This window comes from Kitasatospora sp. NPDC001547 (assembly GCF_042894165.1).
Lineage (GTDB): Bacteria > Actinomycetota > Actinomycetes > Streptomycetales > Streptomycetaceae > Kitasatospora.
This window is the reverse complement of the sequence record NZ_JBIAVL010000002.1, coordinates 489442-510997: the sequence shown is the minus strand read 5'-3', so window position 1 is coordinate 510997 and position 21556 is coordinate 489442. Positions and strand designations below refer to the sequence as shown.

Annotated in this window: 18 protein-coding genes and 1 riboswitch; of the genes, 5 read left to right on the top strand and 13 right to left on the bottom strand. The window is 74.5% G+C overall.

Translation table 11 applies throughout. From position 1 onward, the window contains the following. Nucleotides 1-196 precede the first annotated feature (196 nt). Nucleotides 197-2134 carry a chorismate-binding protein gene (locus ACFY0X_RS05055; protein ID WP_387748885.1) on the top strand — a complete coding sequence of 646 codons (1938 nt, stop codon included), beginning with the start codon at nt 197-199 and terminating at the stop codon, nt 2132-2134. 79 nt (nt 2135-2213) lie between these two features. Here ACFY0X_RS05055 and ACFY0X_RS05050 read toward each other — a convergent pair whose 3' ends face one another. Genes ACFY0X_RS05050 through ACFY0X_RS05040 form a run of 3 tightly spaced genes read right to left on the bottom strand, consistent with a single transcriptional unit; the run spans nt 2214 to nt 5010 of the window. Beyond that, entirely contained in the window at nt 2214-2909 is a 696-nt protein-coding gene (locus ACFY0X_RS05050; protein ID WP_387748883.1) for a response regulator, read from the bottom strand. Beyond that, nucleotides 2906-4132, bottom strand: a complete 1227-nt coding sequence (gene macS / locus ACFY0X_RS05045) for a MacS family sensor histidine kinase (RefSeq protein ID WP_387748881.1) — start codon at nt 4130-4132, stop codon at nt 2906-2908. Before macS ends, ACFY0X_RS05050 begins: the two co-directional genes overlap by 4 nt. 53 nt (nt 4133-4185) lie before the next feature. Beyond that, on the bottom strand, nt 4186-5010 hold the full coding sequence (locus ACFY0X_RS05040; RefSeq protein WP_387748879.1) for a lysophospholipid acyltransferase family protein: 825 nt from the start codon (nt 5008-5010) through the stop codon (nt 4186-4188). 200 nt (nt 5011-5210) lie between these two features. Here ACFY0X_RS05040 and ACFY0X_RS05035 point away from each other — a divergent pair, with 200 nt between their 5' ends. Together ACFY0X_RS05035 and ACFY0X_RS05030 are read left to right on the top strand one after the other, a co-directional pair. Beyond that, on the top strand, nt 5211-6005 hold the full coding sequence (locus ACFY0X_RS05035) for an alpha/beta hydrolase (RefSeq protein WP_387748877.1): 795 nt from the start codon (nt 5211-5213) through the stop codon (nt 6003-6005). Between the two features lie 10 nt (nt 6006-6015). Next, nucleotides 6016-6777, top strand: a complete 762-nt coding sequence (locus tag ACFY0X_RS05030; RefSeq protein WP_387748875.1) for a hypothetical protein — start codon at nt 6016-6018, stop codon at nt 6775-6777. A gap of 3 nt (nt 6778-6780) precedes the next feature. On the opposite strand, the gene ACFY0X_RS05025 is transcribed toward ACFY0X_RS05030, so the two are convergent. The 5 genes from ACFY0X_RS05025 to ACFY0X_RS05005 form a co-directional block, all read right to left on the bottom strand. Continuing rightward, complete coding sequence (locus tag ACFY0X_RS05025; RefSeq protein ID WP_387748873.1) at nt 6781-7578, bottom strand: endonuclease/exonuclease/phosphatase family protein; 798 nt, start codon at nt 7576-7578, stop codon at nt 6781-6783. A gap of 134 nt (nt 7579-7712) precedes the next feature. Next, nucleotides 7713-8657 carry an ROK family glucokinase gene (locus ACFY0X_RS05020; protein ID WP_387748871.1) on the bottom strand — a complete coding sequence of 315 codons (945 nt, stop codon included), beginning with the start codon at nt 8655-8657 and terminating at the stop codon, nt 7713-7715. A gap of 192 nt (nt 8658-8849) precedes the next feature. Further along, nucleotides 8850-9242: a DUF5304 family protein gene (locus ACFY0X_RS05015; protein WP_387748869.1), complete on the bottom strand. Its 393-nt coding sequence runs from the start codon at nt 9240-9242 to the stop codon at nt 8850-8852. Between the two features lie 172 nt (nt 9243-9414). Beyond that, a complete protein-coding gene (locus ACFY0X_RS05010) occupies nt 9415-10587 on the bottom strand; it encodes an ArsA family ATPase (RefSeq protein ID WP_387748868.1) in 1173 nt (390 codons plus the stop codon). Nucleotides 10588-10627: 40 nt separating this feature from the next. After that, complete coding sequence (locus tag ACFY0X_RS05005; RefSeq protein WP_387748866.1) at nt 10628-11062, bottom strand: SRPBCC family protein; 435 nt, start codon at nt 11060-11062, stop codon at nt 10628-10630. Between the two features lie 539 nt (nt 11063-11601). On the opposite strand from ACFY0X_RS05005, the gene ACFY0X_RS05000 reads away from it, so the two are divergent. Continuing rightward, the gene (locus tag ACFY0X_RS05000; RefSeq protein ID WP_387748864.1) at nt 11602-13395 is read left to right on the top strand and encodes an AMP-dependent synthetase/ligase; all 1794 of its coding nucleotides are present in this window, start codon (nt 11602-11604) and stop codon (nt 13393-13395) included. Between the two features lie 100 nt (nt 13396-13495). On the opposite strand, the gene ACFY0X_RS04995 is transcribed toward ACFY0X_RS05000, so the two are convergent. Next, nucleotides 13496-14632 carry a glycosyltransferase family 4 protein gene (locus tag ACFY0X_RS04995; protein ID WP_387748862.1) on the bottom strand — a complete coding sequence of 379 codons (1137 nt, stop codon included), beginning with the start codon at nt 14630-14632 and terminating at the stop codon, nt 13496-13498. A 216-nt stretch (nt 14633-14848) separates the two neighbouring features. Here ACFY0X_RS04995 and ACFY0X_RS04990 point away from each other — a divergent pair, with 216 nt between their 5' ends. Beyond that, nucleotides 14849-16219 (top strand): glycosyltransferase 87 family protein, encoded by a 1371-nt coding sequence (locus ACFY0X_RS04990; protein WP_387748860.1) that lies wholly within the window; start codon nt 14849-14851, stop codon nt 16217-16219. 16 nt (nt 16220-16235) lie between these two features. Here ACFY0X_RS04990 and ACFY0X_RS04985 read toward each other — a convergent pair whose 3' ends face one another. From ACFY0X_RS04985 to ACFY0X_RS04970, 4 genes are all read right to left on the bottom strand, one after another. After that, nucleotides 16236-17267, bottom strand: coding sequence for a hypothetical protein (locus ACFY0X_RS04985; RefSeq protein WP_387748858.1), 1032 nt, complete (start codon nt 17265-17267; stop codon nt 16236-16238). A 179-nt stretch (nt 17268-17446) separates the two neighbouring features. Then, nucleotides 17447-18493 (bottom strand): NlpC/P60 family protein, encoded by a 1047-nt coding sequence (locus tag ACFY0X_RS04980; protein WP_387748856.1) that lies wholly within the window; start codon nt 18491-18493, stop codon nt 17447-17449. Between the two features lie 228 nt (nt 18494-18721). After that, the gene (locus ACFY0X_RS04975) at nt 18722-19855 is read right to left on the bottom strand and encodes an NlpC/P60 family protein (protein WP_387748854.1); all 1134 of its coding nucleotides are present in this window, start codon (nt 19853-19855) and stop codon (nt 18722-18724) included. A 10-nt stretch (nt 19856-19865) separates the two neighbouring features. After that, a riboswitch (cyclic di-AMP (ydaO/yuaA leader) is annotated at nt 19866-20015 on the bottom strand. Between the two features lie 337 nt (nt 20016-20352). Next, nucleotides 20353-21390, bottom strand: coding sequence for an NlpC/P60 family protein (locus ACFY0X_RS04970; protein ID WP_387748852.1), 1038 nt, complete (start codon nt 21388-21390; stop codon nt 20353-20355). Nucleotides 21391-21556: the final 166 nt, after the last annotated feature.

Sequence of the window (21556 nt, the reverse complement as noted above, 5' to 3'; positions counted from 1 at the left end):
TACGCTCCAACCATGCACGCGCCCCACACCCACTCCTGGTGGTGGACCTCCCCCAAGGGTGGCCCACAGATGACGCGTTCCTAGACGAACACGACGGCCGCCCCTCGGGGCGGCCGTCGACGTCTGAGCAGACGGCCCTCCGGGAGCGGACCCTGCACCGCCTCTCAGCAGTCCATCCGGAAGGAAGCCGTTTCCCGTGACCACCGCCGTCGACCTGCTCGCCCGTCTCACCGGCCCGGACGCCCCCGCGTTCGCCCTGCTGCACCGCCGCACGCCCCGGCTCAGCCCGGACACCGTCGAGGTGCTGCTGGGCACCGTCGACAGCTACGAGCACCTCGCCGACCTGCCCGTGCGCAGCGGCGCGCCGGCCGACGGCGGGCCGGTGCACGACCTGCTCGCACTCGTCCCGTACCGCCAGATCCGCGAGCGCGGCTTCGAGGCGCACGACGACGGAACCCCCCTCCAGGCCCTCTCGGTGGCCGAGCAACACGTGCTTCCGTTGGCCGAATTCACCTACGCCCTACCGAAGTTGCCGGTCTCACTTGCCGGTGGCGGGTTCGACGTGGACGACGACGCGTACGCCGCGATCGTCCGCCGGGTGATCCGCGACGAGATCGGCAACGGGGAGGGCGCCAACTTCGTGATCCGGCGCGACTTCCACGCGACGCTGGACGACTTCTCCCCCGAGCTCGCGCTGACGCTCTTCCGGCGGCTGCTGGAGCAGGAGCGCGGCGCCTACTGGACCTTCCTGGTGCACACCGGTGACCGGGTGTTGGTCGGCGCCTCCCCCGAGGTGCACGTCCGGCAGAGCGGCGGCACCGTCGTGATGAACCCGATCTCCGGCACCTACCGCTACCCGACCGGCGGCTCCGACCTCGACTCGCTGCTCCAATTCCTGCACGACCCCAAGGAGTTGGAGGAGCTCACCATGGTCGTGGACGAGGAGCTCAAGATGATGTGCACGGTCGGCGACCTCGGCGGCCAGGTGCTCGGGCCCCGGCTCAAGGAGATGGCCCACCTCGCCCACACCGAGTACGAGCTGCGCGGGCGCACCTCGATGGACGTCCGCGAGGTGCTCCGCGAGACGATGTTCGCGGCGACCGTCACCGGCAGCCCGGTCGAGAACGCCACCCGGGTGATCCGGCGCTACGAGCCCTCCGGGCGCGGCTACTACTCCGGCGCGCTCGCCCTGATCGGCCGCTCCGCCAGCGGCGGGCAGCTGCTGGACTCGCCGATCTGCATCCGCACCGCCGACATCGACCCGGCCACCGGCCGGCTGGTCGTCCGGGTCGGCGCCACCCTGGTGCGCCACTCCGTCCCGGAGTCCGAGGTCGCCGAGACCCACGCCAAGGCCGCCGGGGTGCTCACCGCGATCGGCGCCCGGCCCGCGCCCGCCCGGCTGCCCCACCCGGTCGGGCCCCGGCTCGCCGACGACCACCGGGTGCAGGCCGCGCTGGACGCCCGCCGGGCCGACCTCGCGCCGTTCTGGCTGCGGATGCAGCAGCCGGCCGAGATCACCGAGGCCGAGCCGACCCTGGTCGTGGACGGCGAGGACACCTTCACCTCGATGCTCTCCCACCTGCTCGGCTCGCTCGGCCACCGGGTGACGGTGGCCCGCTACGACGAGCCGGGGCTGCGCGAGCGGGTCGCGGCGCACCGGGGTGCGCTGGTGCTCGGCCCCGGCCCGGGCGACCCGGCGCTCGCGGACGACCCCAAGATGGCGGTGCTGCGGCCGATCGTCGCGGACGCGCTGGCCGCCGTCCGCGCCGGCGCCCGCACCTCGCCGCTGCTCGCGGTCTGCCTGAGCCACCAGCTGCTGGCCGCCGAACTCGGGCTCGCGCTGGGCCGCAAGGCCGTCCCGTACCAGGGGGCGCAGGAGCGCATCGACCTGTTCGGCAGCAAGCACACGGTCGGCTTCTACAACACCTTCACCGCGCGCTGCTCGGAGCAGGACGCGGCGCGGCTCGCCGCCGAGGGCGTCGAGGTCTCCCGGGACGCCCTCACCGGCGACGTGCACGCGCTGCGCGGGCACGGCTTCGCGGGGCTCCAGTTCCACCCGGAGTCGGTGCTCACCCGCGACGGCGTCGGCATCGTGGCGGGCCTGCTGCGCGAGGCGACGGCCGCGCCGCGCTGAGCCGGCGGCGCGGCCCCGGGCGGATGCGCCCCGCCCGGGGCCGCGCGTCGCGCGGGGCGCCCGGCGACCGGAGCGGCGCTCAGAACCCGTCGTCCAGGCCCTGCTCGATCGCGTACCGGACCAGCTCCACCCGGTTGTGCAGCTGCAGCTTCCCGAGCGTGTTCTGCACGTGGTTCTGCACCGTCCGGTGCGACAGCACCAGCCGGTCGGCGATCTGCCGGTACGACAGCCCCTTGGCCACCAGCCGCAGCACCTCGGTCTCCCGGGCGGTCAGCCGCGGGGCGGCCGGCGCCGAGGCCGCGGCCGGCTCGGCGGCCAGCCGGCGGAACTCGCCGAGCACCAGGCCGGCCAGCCCGGGGGTGAACACCGCGTCGCCGACGGCCGTACGGCGCACCGCGTCCAGCAGTTCCTCCCGCCCGGCCGACTTCAGCAGGTAGCCGGTCGCGCCGGACTTCACCGCCTCCAGCACGTCCTGGTGCTCGCCGCTGGCCGACAGCACCAGCACCCGCACCGCCGGGTCGTGCGCGACCACCTGGCGGCACACCTCGGCGCCGGACAGGCCGGGCAGGTTGAGGTCCAGCACGACCACCTGCGGCGTGCAGGCCCGGGCCCGGCGGACGGCCTCCTCGCCGTCGCCCGCGGTGGCCACCACGTCCAGCCCGGCCTCGGCGAGGTCGCGCGAGACGGCGTCCCGCCACATCGGGTGGTCGTCCACCACCATCACCCGCACCGGCCGGTCGGCGGTCGGCTGGTCGGTCGTCAGCTGCTCGGTCATGCGGTGGCCTTCCTCGGGACGCGCAGTTCGACCTCGACGCCCTCCCCGGGCGCCGAGTACAGCTCGGCCGTGCCGCCGAGGTCCAGCAGCCGGCCGCGGATCGACTGGGAGACGCCGAGCCGGCCGGCCTGCTCCGCCTCGCCGAGCCGGCCCGGGGCGAAGCCGGGGCCGTCGTCGCGGATGCTCACCGTGACGGCCTCCGGCTCGTCCTCCACCAGGATCCAGGCCCGGGCCCGCTCCCCCGCGTGCTTGCGCACGTTGTCCACGGCGGCGCCGACCGCCGCCGCGAGCTCGCCCGCCGCCGGGCCGGGCAGCAGCACCGGGGTGCCGGGCGCGGAGAACGTGATCCGCTCGTCCGCGTACGGGCGCAGCAGCGCGGTGAGGTCGCGCGGGGCGTCCGGGTCCGGCGGCTCGGCGGCGTCGGACCGCGACGCGCGCTGGGCCGGCAGCGGACCGCCCGTCATCAGGGTGCGCAGCGCACGCTCCTGTTCACCGGCCAGCCGGCCGAGCTCGGCGAAGCCCGCGCCGGAGCCCGTCCCCTCGCCCAGCTCCGCGCCGCGCCGCTGGACCAGGGCGAGCACCTGGAGCACGCCGTCGTGGATGTCCCGGGAGAGCCGCTCGCGCTCCCGGGTGGCCGCCTCCACCTGGAGCGCCCGGGTGAGGGTGTCCTCGCTGGCCCGGGCCAGCTCGATCACGTAGCCGATCGCGCAGCCGGCCACCATCAGCAGCACGATGTTGTGGATGTTGTCGCCGGTCGGCCCGCCGTGGCCGAGGATGTTGGCGACGCCGATCACCGAGCCCGAGGCCGCCGCCGGGCGCCAGCCGCCCTTCGCGGCGAAGCCGAGGACCGTGCCGGCCGCCCAGATGGTCGGCAGGGTGGGCGCGCCGTGGCTGATCCGGGCCGGGGAGTCGGTCAGCCCGCTCATCACGATGCCGGTGACGGCGAGGGTGAGGTCGGTGCCCAGGACGTACCAGGTGCAGCGCCGCGGGTCGGCGAAGGCCCGGGTGCTGGCCAGGGTCCACAGGGTCAGCGCGCCGAGGAAGATCCAGCCGGCCACCGGGTGCAGGAAGTGCAGGTACGAGTTGAAGTACCGCAGCAGCGCGTAGCACAGGGCCAGCACCCGGAAGTAGGAGATCGCCCGCCACAGCGGGAGCTCGACGGACATGCCGCCGGCCGCCACCGTGCCGCCGACCGCACCGGCTCTGCCGCCGTCGTCCGTCATCCGCCCCGCCCTCCCCTGGGCCCGTCCGGTCGGCCAGGCGGCCGCCCGGACGACTACTCCGGCTTCTCCGAGGTGCCCGGCTCGGCGGACTTCGCGGCCTCGGCCGCGGCCTTCTCCGCCTTCTCCGCCTCGGCGGCCTCCGCCTTCTCCGCCTTGGCCGCGGCCCGGCGCTCGGCGTCGGCCTTCTTCTTCTCGTCGGCGATCTGCCGCTTGGCGGCGGTCGCGTAGATGTCCACGTACTCCTGGCCGGAGAGCCGCATGATCTCGTACATCACCTCGTCCGTCACCGAACGGAGGATGAAGCGGTCGTTCTCCATGCCGTGGTAGCGGGAGAAGTCCAGCGGGCGGCCGATCCGGATGCCGGGGCGGATGCCGAAGTTGGGGACCACCTGGCCGGGCGGCTGCACCTTCTCGGTGTCGATCATGGCGACCGGGATCACCGGGGCGCCGGTGGCCAGCGCGACGCGGGCCAGGCCGCCGACCTTGCCGCGGTACAGCTTGCCGTCGGGCGAGCGGGTGCCCTCCGGGTAGACCCCGAACAGCTCGCCGCGGTCCAGCACCGCGATGGCGCTGCGGATCGCGGCCTCGCCGGCGCCGCGCACGCCCGAGCGGTCCACCGGCAGCTGGCCGACGCCCTTGAAGAACGCGGCGGTCAGCCGGCCCTTGAGGCCCGGGGTGTTGAAGTACTCGGCCTTCGCGATGAAGGTGACCCGGCGCTTGATCAGCGCGGGGAAGAAGAACGAGTCCGAGAAGGACAGGTGGTTGCTCGCGATGATCGCGGCACCCTCGGCGGGGATGTTCTCCTCGCCCTCGATCCACGGCCGGAAGAAGAGCCGAAGCAGTGGCGCGACGATCATCTTCATCAGTCGGTAGAACAACCGGGGCCTCCTGTTATGCGGACCGGTCGATCCTAATGCCCCGCGGCCGCCCGCCGTGCCCGGCCCCGCCGTAGGGGCCGGGCCGAGCACGCTCGAAGGGGGTGTACGACCCGGCGCGGAGCGTGGGACGATGCGGTTTCGCAGCACCTCCCCACCAGCGTCCCCTCCCCCAGCGCCACCCGCCCGCGAAGGAGTCCGCCATGCCGTTGCTGCCCGGTGCCGAGCCGTACCGCCACCGCGGCGGACCGGTGGGGGTGCTGCTCTGCCACGGCTTCACCGGGTCGCCGCAGTCGCTGCGGCCGTGGGCCGACGAGCTGGCGGCGGCCGGCTTCACCGTCTCGCTGCCGCTGCTGCCCGGGCACGGCACCCGCTGGCAGGACATGCAGCTCACCCGCTGGGAGGACTGGTACGCCGAGGTCGAGCGCGAGCTGCTGGCGCTCGCCGAGGAGTGCGAGCAGGTCTTCGTCTGCGCGCTGTCGATGGGCGGCGCGCTGGCGCTGCGGCTCGCGGCCCTGCACGGGCCGACGGTCTCCGGCCTGGTGCTGGTCAACCCGTCGGTGCGCTCGGACACCCCCGCGAGCGTGCTGCTGCCGGTGCTGCGCCACCTGGTCCCCAGCCGTCCCGGGGTCGCCAACGACATCGCCCGGGCCGGCTCGGCCGAGGTCGGTTACGACCGCACCCCGCTGCACGCCGCCTGGTCGCTGACCCGGCTGTGGCGGGAGGTCCAGCGGCTGCTGCCGGAGGTGACCCAGCCGGTGCTGCTGTTCCGCAGCCCGCAGGACCACGTCGTCTCGCCGGCCAACTCGGAACTGGTGCTGGCCCGGATATCCTCGACGGACGTGACGGAGCGGCTGTGCCAGCGCAGTTTCCACGTCGCCACGCTGGACCACGACGCGGCGGAAATATTCGGGGCCAGCCGGGACTTCATCCGACGGCTGGCTCCTGCGAACGCGGCGGGCGTCACCCGGGTCGAATCCGACGATCACCATGGCTGAAGGGCCGGAAGTGCACGAGAGCAGCACGGCGGGCGGCGGGGACGAGACTCCCCGCGAGGACGGCGCGACCAAGGACGGCGGGGCGAACGCCGCCGTCCCGAACGGTACGCCGGCGGATCGCGGCGGCCCGGACGGCGCCGCGACGCCCCCGCCCGTCAAGGACATCGTCGAGGACACCGCCGGCTCCGCCGGAGACGCCGCCGGGCCCCAGGCCCCCGCCGAGCGCCGTCCGCGCCGCGCCCCCGAGCGCAGCCAGGCCGAGCAGGACGAGATCTTCGCCGCCCTGGTGGCCCAGTTCGACGACCCGGTCGACCTCAACAACCCGAACTGGCCGGAGGTCGAGAACCTCCGGGCGCAGAACGAGCTCAAGGGCGGCACCAAGGAGGCCGGCACCGGCGCCCGCGGCGACCAGGACGACCTCTCCGACCTCGCCCCGCGGCCCCGCCCCCGCTCCGGCCGCCCGGTGATGCCGGCCGGCGGCGCGGGCCCGCGCGACTTCGAGCTGGCCGAGGAGACCGACGAGGGCCACTTCGTCCCGCCGGAGCCCCCGCCGCTGCCCGCCGCCGACGTGACCGCCAAGTTCGCCTGGCTGGCGGTGCTCGGCGGCCCGGCCGTGCTGCTGGTCGACGCGGTGGTCTGGCGGGAGATCTCCGGCTGGCCCGCCTGGGTCGGGATCACCGCCTTCCTCGGCGGCTTCGTCACCCTGGTCGCGCGGATGAAGGACCGCGACGAGGACGAGCCGGAGGACCCGGACCACGGCGCGGTCGTCTGACGGCTAGCCGCCCGGCAGTTCGAGGACGGCGAGCACCGGCAGGTGGTCGGTGGCAGCCCGCAGGTCGGCCTCGGTGACGCCGGGCAGGCCGTGCGGCACCCCGCAGCCGAGGACGGTGATCCCGGGCGTGGCGAAGACGGCGTCGATCCGCTGGTAGGGGCGCTCCGGGACGGAGGTGAACTCGCCTCCCCAGGGCGCGGTCGGGTACCCGTCCTGGAGCCTGGAGGCCAGCAGCCGCCAGCCCGGCCCGTCCGGGTGCTCGTTGAAGTCCCCCGCCACGACGCCGAGTTCGGCGATCCCCAGCTGGTCGAGCAGCAGCTCGAACTGCCCGTACCGCTCCTCCGGGTCCAGGCTGAGGTGGCAGCTGGTGACGGTGAACGGCGCCGTGCCGGGCAGCCGCAGCAGCGCGCCGGCGAAGCCCCGGGCGTGCAGGCCGCGGGTCTTCGGCAGCAGCCGGTCGTGCACCTCCAGCAGTTCCACCGCGCCGGGCCGGCCGAGCAGCAGCGGACCGGCGGCAGTGCGGCCGCCGCCGGCCAGCACGACCGTCCCGGTGTTCCGGGCCAGCCAGGCGGCCTGCCCCTCGGGCCGCCAGTAGCGCGGGGACTCCTGGACGCAGACCAGGTCCGGCTCGCAGGCCCGGACCACCCGGGCCAGCGCCCGCCGGTCGTCGCGCAGCGAGCGGATGTTGTAGCTGAGCAGCCGCAGCCGGCCCGGGCCGGGCGGCGGCAGCGGTACGGGGGCCGCGGCTGTCCCGGTCGCGGCTGTCCCGGTCGCGGCGGCGGTCGTGGTCGCGGCGCTCATGGTCCTCCCCTGGGCGGTCACCTGATCGGTCCGACCGTACGCGGCCGGGCCGGGACGTGCGACGGCGGCGGTGCGTCCGGGATCGGTCGGGGCCCGGTCGCACCGCCGCCGGCGGGCTCTGAGGGGTAGGGCGGTTACGGGACGCGGGCGAGGTCCGCCGCGCCGACGATGCCGGCGGCGGAGCCCATCGAGGCCAGCACGACCTCGGCGCGCGGGCGGTGCACCCCGCCGGTCAGGTAGTGCTCGAAGGCCTTGGCGACCGGGTCGAGCAGCAGTCGGCCGGAATCGGAGACGCCGCCGCCGAGCACGAAGACGCCCGGGTCGAACAGCGCGGCGAGGTCGGCCATGCCGCGGCCCAGCCAGTCGGCCAGCTCGGCGTAGCACTCCAGGGCGAGCGGGTCGCCCTCCTCGGCGGCCTGGGTGATGTGGATGCCGCGGATGGTCTCGGCCACGCCGTCGTTGAGCTCCAGCATCCGGCGGCCGCGCTGCGGGTCGGCGGCGGCCTTCTCCCGGCCGTAGCGGCGCAGCGCGCGCCCGGAGCCGTACTGCTCCCAGCAGCCCTTGCCGCCGCAGCCGCAGGTGAGGCCGTCGGGGACCATGTTGAGGTGGCCGATCTCGCCGGCCACGCCGAAGCGGCCGCGGTGCAGCCGGCCGTCCAGGACGATGCCGCCGCCGATGCCGGTGCCGACGGTGATCAGCACCATGTCCTGGTGCTCCTCGGCCGCGCCGAAGCGGAACTCGGCCCAGGCCGCGCAGTTGGCGTCGTTCTCCACGACGGTGGACAGGCCGGTGAGCTCCTCGACCCGCCCGCGCAGCGGCTCGTTCTCCCAGTCGATGTTGGGGGCGAAGATCACCGTGGAGCGGTTGCTGTCGACGAAGCCGGGGGCGCCGACGCCCACCGCGGTGACGCCGGGGTGCTGCTCCTTGAGCTCGCGCACGGCCTGCGCGATGGCGTCGACCGCCCACTGCGGGTCGGCCGGGGTGGGCACCCTGGTCCGGGCCAGGATCGCGCCCGCCTCGTCGACCACACCTGCCGCGATCTTGGTCCCGCCGACATCGACGCCGATGGTCAGAGCCATGTGTCCCTCAGCTATTCACTCGTTCCGCTGGACGGAAACGCTACCGCCCAACCCGGCCCCCGTACACAGCCTCGCATACATTATCCGAAGACAATCCTGGGGCAGGCGGGCCGGGATGCTTCAAAAGTCTTATCTAATCTCCTTCTTCGTGACGTACGAGAGCAACGCGATCACCCTCCGAAAGTCACGGTTTCACTGCTTGGCGGACGGCCCGTCAGCCTCGTCGAGGTCGATCTTCTCGGTCGGCGCGCCCTGCCCGGCGGTCCAGCGGCCCTCGTGCCCGGCCACGGCGGCGCGGTAGGCCGCCAGCAGCTCGGTCCCCGCGGCGGCGAGACCGGTGCCGGCGGCGGCGAGGTGGGAGTAGACCTCGGGCTGCTGGGTGCGCAGCCGGTCGGCCAGCCCGGACAGGGTGATCAGGGTGGTGGCGCTCGCCTCCTGGGCCTTCTCGCCGAGCGCACCGGCGAACCGGCGCACCTCGTCCACCAGCGGGCCCAGCTCCGGTCCGAACGGGTTCCCCTGGCCGCCCGGCTCGCCGCCCTGCCGGGCGCCGGGCTCGGTGCGGTCGCGGTCGTCGGTGCTGGTCATCGCGGGCGCCTCCTCAGCCGTGGCCGCACCCCGCGGCCCTCCGGCCCGACGCTACCCGACCGGCCGGGCCGCCCGAAAAGGCGCCGGACCCCCGCCGAAGTCCCGCCGGACCAGCGCCGAGCCGCAGCCGGACTCCCGCCGGGCCGGCGCCAGGCCCACGCCGAAACCCCCGTCAGCCCCGCGGCCAGAGCGCCGGGTCGGGCGCGAACCGCACCGAGAGCACCCCGTCGTGCAGCCCGGCCCCGGCCACCGTGCAGCGGCGCAGCGCGGACGGCAGGGTGAGCACCCGGCGGTGGGTGCCGAGCCCGACCACCAGCTCGTCGCCCCGGCGGACCAGGTCCAGCTCGGCGCGGTCGGCGCCGGGCAGGTCGAGGTGCCAGACCAGCAGGCCCTCGTCGGCGAGCCGGTCCTCGACCGGCCAGGGCTCGGGGGCCAGTCGCTCGGGCCCCTCCCCGTCCCCGTAGAGCCGGTCCGCGACGGCCTCCAGGGTCACCTCGGCCAGACCGGTGACCAGCACCGGGGCGTCGGTCTCGGCTGCGAGCCCGGTCAGCTCCTCCTGTCGGCGGCGGGCCAGGTCGGCCAGCCAGGGGTCGGGCGAGGAGGCGGCCTCCTCGGGCAGCGCGCCGTGCACCACCACGGCGTCCGGCCGGTGCCCGTGCAGCGCCAGCCCGGCCCGGATCCGGCGCAGCTCCCGGTACGGGTGGCCGTCGGCCGGGACGACCAGCCGGACGCTGGTGCCGGGCGCGGTGACGGCGGCGCGGGACTCCGCGAGCGCCGCGGCGGCCTTGGTGCGCCCCTCGTAGAGCCAGTCGGCGGGCATCGGGACGCCGGCCAGTCCGGCCAGCAGCGGACGCAGCGCCCGGGCGGCCTGCCGCTGCTCGGGGACGAGCCGGTCCAGGTAGCGGGCGAGCTGCTCGGGCAGGGCGAGGGTGGCGATCAGCTCGGCGGGCGGCGGGGCGAGCACGACCAGGACGTCGTGGTCGGCGGCGGGCAGCGCGCGCAGCAGGGCGAGCCGGGCGATGCCGGGGAGGGCGGTGAGCTCCTCGGCGTCGAGCTGTTCGGCGCCGAGCAGGTCGAGGGCGGGCTTGAGCCGACCGGTGAGCTCGCCGACCGCGTAGCGGAAGGCCGCCTGCTCGTCGATCCGGGAGACGGTCAGGCCCGGGGCGTACCGGAGCGGTTCGGGCTCCAGCCGGGTGCCGAGGGCGGAGTCCAGGGCGCGGTGCGGGTCGTCGGCGGCCAGCAGCCAGGTGCGGTGGCCGCGCCGGGCGGCGTGCAGGGCGGTGGCGGCGGCCACCGTGGGTGCGCCCGCGTCGCCGCTGACCAGGATGGTGCGTGTCGCCGTCATGCCGTCCGGCCCCCGTTCGGTCGTGTCGGTCTTCGACGCGTCAGCCTTCGACGCGCTTCTTCAGACCGGCCAGGGCGCGGTCGATGATGACCTTCTCGGCCTTGCGCTTGATCATGCCGAGCATCGGGATCTTGACGTCCACGGCGAGCTGGTAGGTCACCTCGGTGCGGCCGCCGGCCAGCGGGGCGAGGGTGTAGGAGCCGTCCAGCGAGCGGAGCATCTGGCTGCGGACGAGGGTCCAGGAGACCTCGCGGTCGCCGTCCCAGGTGTAGGCGAGGACGTGCTCGTCGCGGATCGCGCCGGCGTCGAGCAGCAGCCGGACCTCGGCGGCGCGGCCGTCCGCGCCGGTCTCCAGGACCTCGACCTCCTTGACCTCGCCGGTCCAGGCCGGGTAGGCGGCGAAGTCGGCGATCACGGCCATGACCGTGGCCGGGGTCGCGTCGATGGTGATGCTCGACCTGGTGTGCTCCGCCATGGAATGGCCCTCCGCCTCGTCCCTCTGCCTGCCGGTCCGGCCGGAGCGCGCTCGGCCCGGTCCGCCCGGAGCAGGCTATCGCGACGGCGATCGGCTCGGCGGCGCGGGCCGCGCCCGGCGGGCGGCCGCGGGCGGGCGAGCCACCGCCCCGAGCCGCGACCAGGCGAGCGGGCGATTCACCGCCCCGAGCCGAAGGGGCGCGCCGGTGCCGTAAGGGAGGAGCGAGGAACGAGCGAGGGAGCGCCGACCGTCGACACTGGGCCCGAGCGCCCCGGAGGCGAGCGGGCGAGCCACCGCCCCGAGCCGCGACCAGGCGAGCGGGCAGAGCCACCGCCCCGAGCGGGCGATTCACAGCCGGGGCATGTTACCGGCCGGTCGCACTCCGCTGCCGTAGGGTGCCATTCGAACGACCCGGTCACGGCCAGGTCGGACCCGGCCGGGTGTGACACTTCGAACACCGGAGCCGACCCCCCTGGTCGAAGCCGCCTACCGGGCAGTAACGTCCTGCCGTCCCGCAGCGTCGCGAACGAGGAGCAGTCTTGCTCGACTTCAGCCTTCCGGCCCTCTATCAGGTACCGAGCGGCGGCAACCTCGCCGACCCGGTGCACCGGAACGCCGAGGAGCACCCGGACGTCGCCGTGCTCAGCCGGAAGGTGGACGGCCAGTGGCAGGAGCTGACCTCGGTCCAGTTCCTGGCCGAGGTGCACGCCGCCGCCAAGGGCCTGATCGCCGCGGGCATCGAGCCGGGCGACCGGGTGGGCATCATGTCCCGCACCCGGTACGAGTGGACGCTGCTGGACTTCGCGATCTGGACGGCCGGCGCGGTCACCGTCCCGGTGTACGAGACCTCCTCCGCCGAGCAGGTGGAGTGGATCCTCGGCGACTCGGGCGCGGTCGCCGTGATCACCGAGACCGACCAGCACGTCCGGGTGGTCGGCGAGGTCCGCGACCGCCTGCCGGAGCTGAAGCACACCTGGCAGATCGAGGGCGGGGCGCTCGCCGCGCTGGCCACGGCCGGCCAGGACGTCCCGGACGCCACGGTCCACGAGCGCCGCCGGATCGCCGGCCCGGACTCGGTCGCCACCATCGTCTACACCTCGGGCACCACCGGCCGCCCGAAGGGCTGTCAGCTGACGCACGGCAACTTCCTGGCCGAGTGCGGCAACGTCGTCGAGCGCCTGGCCCCGCTGTTCCGCACCGGCGAGAGCTCCGTCCTGCTCTTCCTGCCGCTGGCCCACGTGCTGGCCCGGATCGCCGAGATCGCCCCGGCGATGGCCCCGATCAAGCTCGGCCACGTCTCCGACATCCGGGACGTCACCGCCGAGCTGGCCGCCTTCAAGCCGACCCTGATCCTGGGCGTGCCCAGAGTGTTCGAGAAGGTCTACAACACCGCCCGCGCCAAGGCCCAGGCCGACGGCAAGGGCAAGATCTTCGACAAGGCCGCCGACACCGCGATCGCCTACAGCCGGGCGCTGGACGCCGGCGGCGCCGGCCTGGTCCTGCGGCTCAAGCACGCGGTCTTCGACAAGCTGGTCTACAGCAAGCTGCGCGCCGCCCTCGGCGGCCGGGCCACCCACGCCATCTCCGGCGGCGCCCCGCTCGGCGAGCGCCTGGGCCACTTCTACCGGGGCATCGGCTTCACCGTCCTGGAGGGCTACGGCCTGACGGAGACCTGTGCGGCCACCGCCTTCAACCCGTGGGACAACCCGAAGATCGGTACGGTCGGCCAGCCGGTGCCCGGCGCCTCCGTCCGGATCGCCGAGGACGGCGAGGTCTTCTTCAAGGGCCCGCACGTCTTCACCGGCTACTGGAACAACCCGCAGGCCACCGCCGACACCCTCAAGGACGGCTGGATCGCCACCGGCGACCTCGGCTCGCTGGACTCCGACGGCTACCTGACCATCACCGGCCGCAAGAAGGAGATCATCGTCACCGCCGGCGGCAAGAACGTCGCCCCGGCCGTGATCGAGGACCGGATCCGGGCCCACGCCCTGGTCGGCGAGGTCATGGTGGTCGGCGACCGCAAGCCGTTCATCGCCTGCCTGGTCACCGTCGACCCGGACTTCTTCCCGAAGTGGAAGGAGCTCAACGGCAAGCCCGCCGACGCCACCGTCGCCGAACTCGCCGCCGACCCGGACCTGCTGGCCGCCCTCCAGGCCGCGGTGGACGACGGCAACGCGGCCGTCTCGCACGCCGAGGCGGTCAAGAAGTTCCGGCTGCTGGACACCGAGTTCTCCGAGGAGAGCGGCCACCTGACGCCCTCGCTGAAGCTCAAGCGCAACGTCGTGCTGAAGGACTTCGCGGCCGACATCGAGGCGCTCTACACGAAGTAGCCGCCGGCGCCGGACGGGCCCCGCCTCTCCAGGAAGGAGGCGGGGCCTCAGGGCCCGCACTCCGGGCCCTCGCCGGGTCCGGCGTGCGGGCCCGTCCGCGTCACCCGGCCAGCAGCGAGGTCAGCCGCCCGGCCAGCAGGTCCCAGCGCCAGGAGCGCTCCACCCAGCGCCGTCCGGCCTCGCCCATCCGCCGGCGCAGCTCCTCGTCGCGCAGCAGCCGGACGATCCGCTCGGCCGCCGCCGTGGCCGAACCGCCGGGCACCACGTACCCGGTCTCGCCCTCCAGCACGGCGTCCGGCGCGCCGCCGGAGTCCCCCGCGACCACCGGCAGGCCGGTCGCCGAGGCCTCCAGGTAGACGATCCCCAGGCCCTCGACGTCCAGGCCCCCGCGCCGGGTGCGGCACGGCATCGCGAAGACGTCCCCGGCCCCGTAGTGGGCGGGCAGCTCCTCCCACGGCACCGAGCCGGTGAACCGCACCGAGTCCCGTACGCCCGTGGCGTCCGCGAGCTTCTCCAGGTCCGCCCGGTACGGGCCGCCGCCGACGATCAGCAGCACCGCGTCCGGCACGTCGGCGAGGATCTGCGGCATCGCCTCGATCAGGGTGTCCTGGCCCTTGCGCGGCACCAGCCGGGAGACGCAGACCACCACCGGCCGGTCCGCCAGCCCGAGTCGGCGGCGCACCTCGGCGCCCCCGGAGCCCGGGTGGAAGGTCGTCTCGTCCACGCCCGGCGGCAGCTGGACCATCCGGGCCGCGGCCTGCGGGCCGACCGCGGCGGCGATCCGGGAGCGGGTGTACTCGCCCAGGTAGGTCAGCACGTCCGTGCCCGCCCCGATCCGGCGCAGCAGCTGCCGGGAGACCGGCAGCTGGGCCCAGGCGGCCTCGTGCCCGTGGGTCATGCCGAGCAGCCGCCCGGCCCCGGCCCGGCGCAGCGCGGGCGCCATCAGCCCGAGCGGGGCGGCGGCGCCGAACCAGACCGAGTCGCACTTCTCCGCCCGCAGGATCTCGGCGGCCCGCCGGGTGACCCGGGGTGTGGGAACCATCACCTTCGTCCGGTCCCGGACCACCGGGAACGGCTGCTCGGCGTCGAAGCGCGCCACCTCGGCGCCGTCCCGCCAGGTGGAGGCGTACACCACCACGCTGCCTGCGGGCTGACGGACGGCCATGTTGTGCACGAAGGCCTGGATGCCACCGGGGCGGGGCGGGAAGTCATTGGTGACGATCAAGGTTCTGTGCATCAGGCCACGGCTCGCTCGGTCGGGGGGTGCGCGGTGTACCGCTGGGTGATCCGTACGATAGGTCAACACCATGACCCGCCGGGAACGGAAGCGCGTACGGCAACCGTTTGACCCCCGGGTCAGTCCTAGTACCTAGGCCGTCGTCCAGGACGCGGCCCGGGCGTCCGTCGGTACGACGCCTCCGGTGGGGACGTCCGAGACGAACGAGGGAGCGCAGTGGAATTGGCCCCGGCCACCGAGCCCGGTTCTTCGCGCGGCCGCCTCGGCCGCCCGCTCGGGGCGCTCGCCGCGCTCGGCGCCACCTGGCTGGCCACCCGCGCCCTGCTGGTGCTGCTGGCCACGGGCGTGCTGAAGGCGCCCGGCGGCGACGTCACGGCGGACGTCTGGATGATCTACCACGCCTGGTACGGCGTGCTCCAGACCGGCACCTTCCCGTTCGACGACGTGACCTGGCAGTACCCGCCGGGCGCCGCCCTGGTGATCCTGCTGCCGGGCCTGCTGCCCTGGTCGTACCTGGTCTCGTTCTGGGTGATCTGCGGGATCGCCGACGCCGCGGCGGCCGCGCTGCTGGTGCGCACCGGCCTGCGCCGGGGCCGGGCACTGACCGGCGCCTGGATGTGGGCGGTGGGCGTCCCGCTGCTCGGCCCGATGATCTACAACCGCTTCGACGTCATCGTCACCGCGGTCGCCCTGGCCGGCCTGCTGGCGCTGATCCGTCGCCCGGCGGTCGGCGGGCTGCTGCTGGGCCTGGGCGGCATCGTCAAGATCTGGCCGCTGCTCGGCCTGATCGGCACCCCCTCCGGCCGCCGCACCCGCCGCTCCTGGACGCTGGCCGGGGCCACCGCCGTCTCGATCGGCTTCCTGCTGGCGGCCGGGATGAACGGCGCCTTCGACTTCCTGGCCTTCCAGAAGGACCGCGGCATCGAGGTCGAGTCGCTCGGCGCGCTGCCGCTGCACTTCGCCCGGCTCGCCGACGGCTGGGACGGCAGGGTCACCATGAACTACGGCTCCCCCGAGATGCTCGGGCCGTGGGTCAGCGTGATCAGCAAGGTGATGATGGCCGGCACCCTGCTGGGCTTCGCCTGGCTGCTGCTGTGGCGCTACACCTCCAAGCGGCGCAGCGCGGCCACCATGTACGACGCGGCGCTGTGCGCGCTGCTGATCTTCGTGGTGACCAGCCGGGTGATCAGCCCGCAGTACCTGGTCTGGCTGGTCGGCGTCGCGGCGGTCTGCCTGACCGTGCGCAACAGCAGCCAGCGGCCGGTGGCGGTGCTGATCCTGCTCGCCTGCCCGCTGACCCTGGTCGAGTTCCCGACCATGTTCACCCAGGTCCTGGCCAGCGACCCGGTGGCGGTCGCCGTGCTGGCCGCCCGCAACCTGCTGCTGCTGGCCGCGGCCCTGCTCTCCTGCGTGCGGCTCTGGCGCTCCACCCGCGGCGAGGCGCCGCTGCCGCCGACCGTGGTGCTGGACCGCGAGCCCGCCGCGCTGCCGGCCGCCGGCTACCCGGTGCGCCCGGGGATCGCCTACGAGCAGGACCTGCTGGACGGCATCGACCGGCCGGGCGCGACGGCCCAGCAACGGCGCTGATCGGCTCCTCGGCCGATCAGCCCTTGAGCGCCGCCACCCGCTCCAGCCAGAGCCGGGTGAACTCCTCCAGGCCGACGCCCAGCTCGCGGCGCATCAGCCGGTCGGTCCGGCGATCCCGGTCCTCGCCCTGCCCGTCGGCCGCGCCGACCGCCCGGTAGAAGGCGACCAGCCGCTGCGGCCCGTGGGTACGGCCGATCAGCTCGCAGGCCAGCCAGGACTGCTCGTAGGCCTGGGCGATGCCGGCGGCCCCGGCGGCGAAGTCCCGGTCGGCGGGCAGCGCGCTGGGGAGCCGCCCGGCGGCGACGTCCCGGGCCAGCTCGGGGGCCGTCTGCCGCGCGCTGCGGCCGGAGTCGCGGTAGGCGGTCCAGTCGGCGACGCCCTCGGAGAGCCACAGCGGGGTCCACGCCCGGGTGTCGGCCCGGGTCGCGACGTGGGTGGCCTCGTGGGTGACCACCACCTGGCGGCCGAAGTCGCTGAGCCGCGCGTACGCCTCCGGGTTGACCAGCACCCGGTCCGCGGGGGTGTGCCAGGGCGCGCCGGGGGCGGCCACGGTGACCGCCGCCATGCCCGTCCAGCCGTCCGGGTCGCCCTCCAGCAGCCGGGCGAACTGCTCCGCGGTGGCGGGCCGCTCCAGCAGCAGCCGGCCCGGCCAGGCGCCGCCCCAGAGCTCGGTGACGGCGGGCACCGCCCGGTCCCCCGCCGCGACCAGCTCGGCCGGGTCCGGGCCGGCGGCCGGCCCGAGCACCAGGCAGTGCGCCCCCGCCGCGGACCGGACCGGCCCGAAGTCCCACGGCGCGGGCGGCCCGCCCGCGCCCTCCTCGCGCTCGACCCGCCAGCCGTCCCCGGCCCGGACCAGCTCGATCCGGCGCGGGTACACCACCGGGTACTCGTCGTACCCGGCGATCCGCACCGCCAGGTCGGCGGCGGCGGTCAGCCGCTCCGGCCCGCCGGAGGCGGCGAGCACCAGGTTGCGGTACCCCGCGTCGGCCACCGGCAGCCCGGCCCACGGCGGCGCCGAGCGGGCCCGCTCCGCCAGCGCGGCGGCCACCTCGGCGTGCCGGTCCGCCGGCCGGGCCGCGGGCGCCGCCGGGGCGGCCGGCGGCAGCGACAGCTGGGCCAGCCCGCCGGCCGCGAGCAGCAGCGCGCCACGCCGGGACAGCGCGCCACGGGGGCGGGAGCCGGGGCGGGGTATCTCCGTGGGGTCGGCGGGGCCGGTCGGCGGGGCGCTCAGAGCCGGACCACCCCGGAGACGGGCATGGCGGTGACGCTCTCGTAGCGGACCTTGGCGCCCGGGCGCGGGGCGTGCACGATCACGCCGCCGCCGGCGTACATGCCGACGTGGTGCATGTCCCGATAGAAGATCACCAGGTCTCCCGGTCGTGCTTCGGACAGGCTGATCCGCTGCCCGGCGTACGCCTGGGCCTGCGAGGTGCGCGGCAGGGTCACTCCGGCCTGCCGCCAGCTGTAGTACATCAGACCGGAGCAGTCGAACGCGTGCGGCCCGGTGGCCCCGTAGACGTACGGGGAGCCGATCATCCGCACCGCGGCGGCCAGCGCGGCGGCCCCGCGCTCGGAGGCGGGCGGGGCGGTGCCGAGGTCCAGCCGGTCGGTGCCCCGGGTGGCGCGCTGCTCGGCGTCCCGGGCGTCCTGGACCGTCAACCGGGCCCGCTCGGCGGCGTCCAGGCCGTTCAGCAGCTTCTGCGCCCTGGCCAGCCGCTGCTGGATCTGCAGCTTGCTGTCGGCGAGCGAGCGGCGTGTCCGGTCCAGCTCGGCGAGCTTGTCGGCCGCCTCGGAGCGGCGCTGGTCGAGCCGGCGCTGCCGGGTGACCAGCTCGTGCAGGGTCTCCTGCTGGCGTGCGGCGGCCTGGCCCTGGGTGCGGGCGCGGGCCAGGTAGTCCTCCGGGTCGGGCGAGAGCATCAGCTGGGCGGTCTGGGACATCCCGCCGCCGCGGTACTCGGCCCCGGCCACCGTCGCCAGGTCGCCGCGCAGTTCGTTGAGCTGGTCCTGGGCGACGGCGATCTCGCCCTGGACGGCCGTGGTCTCGCCCTGGAGCCGCCGCTGGGCCTCCTGCGCCGCGTTGAACCTCTCGGACGCCTGCTCGGCCTCGTCGTACAGCTGCTCCACCTGGGACTTGACGTCCTGACGGTCGGCCGGGTCCGGGCTGCCGGGGGCGGCCTGGGCGCGACCTCCGGCGGCGACGCCCAGCGCGGTGGCGGCGGCCGTGGTCAGCACCAGCGCCCGGGCGAGCAGTTGGGAACGGCGGTGCACGGACATGGCGGCGGGGGCTCCAATCCTGCGGCGCGGGCCCCCACCGCCGCACCGGGACGGGCGGCCGTCGAGCGGGAGTCCGGTGGCAGACGTTAGCGAGTCCGGGCAAGCGAGTCCAAACCCCTCCGAACCCGAATATTCGACCCCTAATCGGACATCAGATCGACGCGCCGGAAAAGCCGCAGGCCCGGCCTCCCCTGGGGGAAGCCGGGCCCGGAAGCGGCCGAGCGGGGATCAGACCCGCACGATGCCGGTCAGCGGCATGTTGGTGACCGCCTCGTAGCGCACGTTGGTACCCGTCCGGGGGGCGTGCAGCACCTGGCCGTTGCCGGCGTAGATGCCGACGTGGTGGGCGTCGCTGTAGAAGATCAGCAGGTCGCCGGGCTGGGCCTGGGAGAGGTCCGTACCGATCCGGGTGCCGGCCGAGGCCTGCGCCTGCGAGGTGCGCGGCAGCGACACGTCGGCCTGGTTGAACGCCCAGACCATCAGGCCGGAGCAGTCGAAGGAGCTCGGGCCGGTGGCACCCCAGACGTACGGGCTGCCGACCTTGGAGGCGGCGGCCGCGAGGGCCGCGGCACCGCGCGAGCTGCCCGGGGCCACCTTCACCGGAGCGGTGGTGGTCGGGGCGGTGCTCGTGGGGGCGGAGAGGTCGCCGCGGGTGTTGTCGCGCGAGGCGCGATCGGCCTGCGCCTGCGCCTGGGCGGCCGCGTCGGCCTTGGCCTTGGCGTCGGCGGCGGCCTTCTCCTCGGCCTGGCGCAGCGCCTGGCGCTCCTGCTCGGTCAGGGTGTTGAGCAGGTCCTGGGCGGCCTTCAGCTTGCCCTGGACCTCCACCTTGGCGGTCTTCAGCTGCTGGGTGGTCGACTCCAGCTCGGCGAGCTTGCCCTGGGCCTCGTTGCGGTCCTGGTCGAGCTTGCGCTGCTGCTCCTGGAGCTCCTTCAGCTGGCCCTTCTGGGTGGCACCGGCCTGGTTCAGCGCGTCGGCCTGGCTGAGGAAGCTGTCCGGGCTGGAGGAGAACATCAGCTGGACGGTCGGGGATATCCCGCCGTTGCGGTACTGCTCGCCGGCGATCTCGGCCAGGCCGCCCTGGAGCTCGGTGACCTGCGCCTGCTGACGGGCCACCTGGTCCTGCAGGCCGGAGACCTGCTTCTCCAGCTCCTGCTGCTTGGCCTGGGCGGCGTTGTAGTTCTCGGTCGCGACCTCGGCCTGCTCGTTGAGCTGGTCGACCTGCTCCTTGACCTGGTCCTTGGTCGGCTGCGGGTCGGCGTGGGCGCCGGACTGCGCGGAGAGGGCGACGGCTGCGGCGGCGACTCCGGTCAGGATGGAGACGCGGGCGCGGCCGGCGGGCTTGGGACGACGATGGGACGCCACGAAGGCGGGCTCCTTCTTCCTACGTCCGCCTACCGGGTGAGCTGACGGGTTCGGGCCGGAAGCATGCCCTACGACGCCTCACGGCCGTTCGGCCGACCTGGCGCCGATTCACCCCGGAGGAACGTGGTTCCCCGGCTCCGCTCCGCAGCGCCCCCAGTCACTGGGCTCCCCTGTCGGGCAGTCGCTTCGACCTGCCCCGCTGCCTCGCGAACTCGGCGGTAACCACCGCCGCCACCCTGGCTGGGCGATCGACAGTGCGGTGGTTCGGAGCATGACCCTAGTAACTGAACCGTGATCCGTTCAAATCCTTGTCAGAAAAAAGATGGAAGATTGCCCAAGTTCCCTTGTGAAAATGACCGATGGTGACCAATGGTGCACGCAAGGCTGATCGATTCTCAACAGGCGGCCGCAAAAGGCGGAAAAGCCGAACGCCACCCCCGCGACGGAGGTGGCGCTCTTCACAGCTCCCGACTGAACGTCCCGGGCGTGTCGGACCGTCAGACCCGGCGGATGGTGTTGATCGGCATCGCGTCGGCCTTCATCACCTTCACCACGTCACCGGTGTGCGGCGCGTGGACCACCATGCCGTTCCCGATGTACATCCCGACGTGGTACATGCTCGGGCCGTAGATCACCAGGTCGCCCGGCTGGGCCTGGTCCAGCGACGGCACCCGGGTGCCGTAGTGCCCCTGCTCCTGCGAGGTGCGCGGCAGCGAGACGCCGGCCTGCCCGTACGCCCAGACCATCAGGCCGGAGCAGTCGAAGGTGGTCGATCCGGTGGCGCCCCACACGTACGGCGAGCCCTGCTTGCTCATCGCCTTGGCCACCGCCGCTCCCGCGTAGCCGCTGGCCGGCGGCAGGCTGCCGAGGTCCACCCGCGCGTTGCCGCGCGAGGCGCGGTCGTCCTGCGCCTGCTGGGCCCGCAGCGCGGCGCGGTCGGCGGCGCTCAGCGAGTTCAGCAGGTCCTGGGCGGCCTTCAGCTTGGTGTTGACGTCCGCCTTGGCCTGGTTGAGGTCCTTGGTGGTGCTGTCCAGCGAGGCGAGCACGGCGGCCGCCTCGGCCTTCTGCTGGTCCAGCCGGCGCTGCTGCTCCAGCAGTCCCTTGAGCGCCTCGGCCTGACTGGTGCTGGCCTGCTGGACGGTCGAGGCCTTCTCCAGGTAGCCGGACGGGTCGGAGGAGAGCATCAGCTGGACGGACGGGTCGATGCCGCCGGCGCGGTACTGCTCGCCCGCCACCTCGGCGAGGCCGCCCTGGAGCTGGGTCATCTGCTCCTGGCCGCGGGCCACCTGGTCCTGCAGCTGGTCGGCCTGCTTGCGCAGCTGGTCCGCCCGCTCCTTGGCGCCGTTGTACTTCTCCGCCGCCTGCTCCTGCTCCTCCTGGAGCTGGTCGATCTGCGCCTTGACGTCCGTCTTGTCCGGCTGCGGCGCGGCGTGCGCGGCCACCTGGGCGGAGAGCGCGACCGCGGTCGCAGCGGCAGCGGTGAGCACGGAGACCCGCGCGCGGCTCGGCTGCTTGGGACGGCGGTGGGAGGCCAAAGGGACCGGCTCCTTCTTCCTACGGGCTCACCTGATGGGATGAGATTCCGGAAAATAGGTTTGACGCCAGACCCTAGTGAAGATCTACCCGTTTTGCTACTCCCCCGATGGCGTGAACCCCGGTCCCCACGCTGACTTCACGGGACCCCCACAACGCTCCGGACGA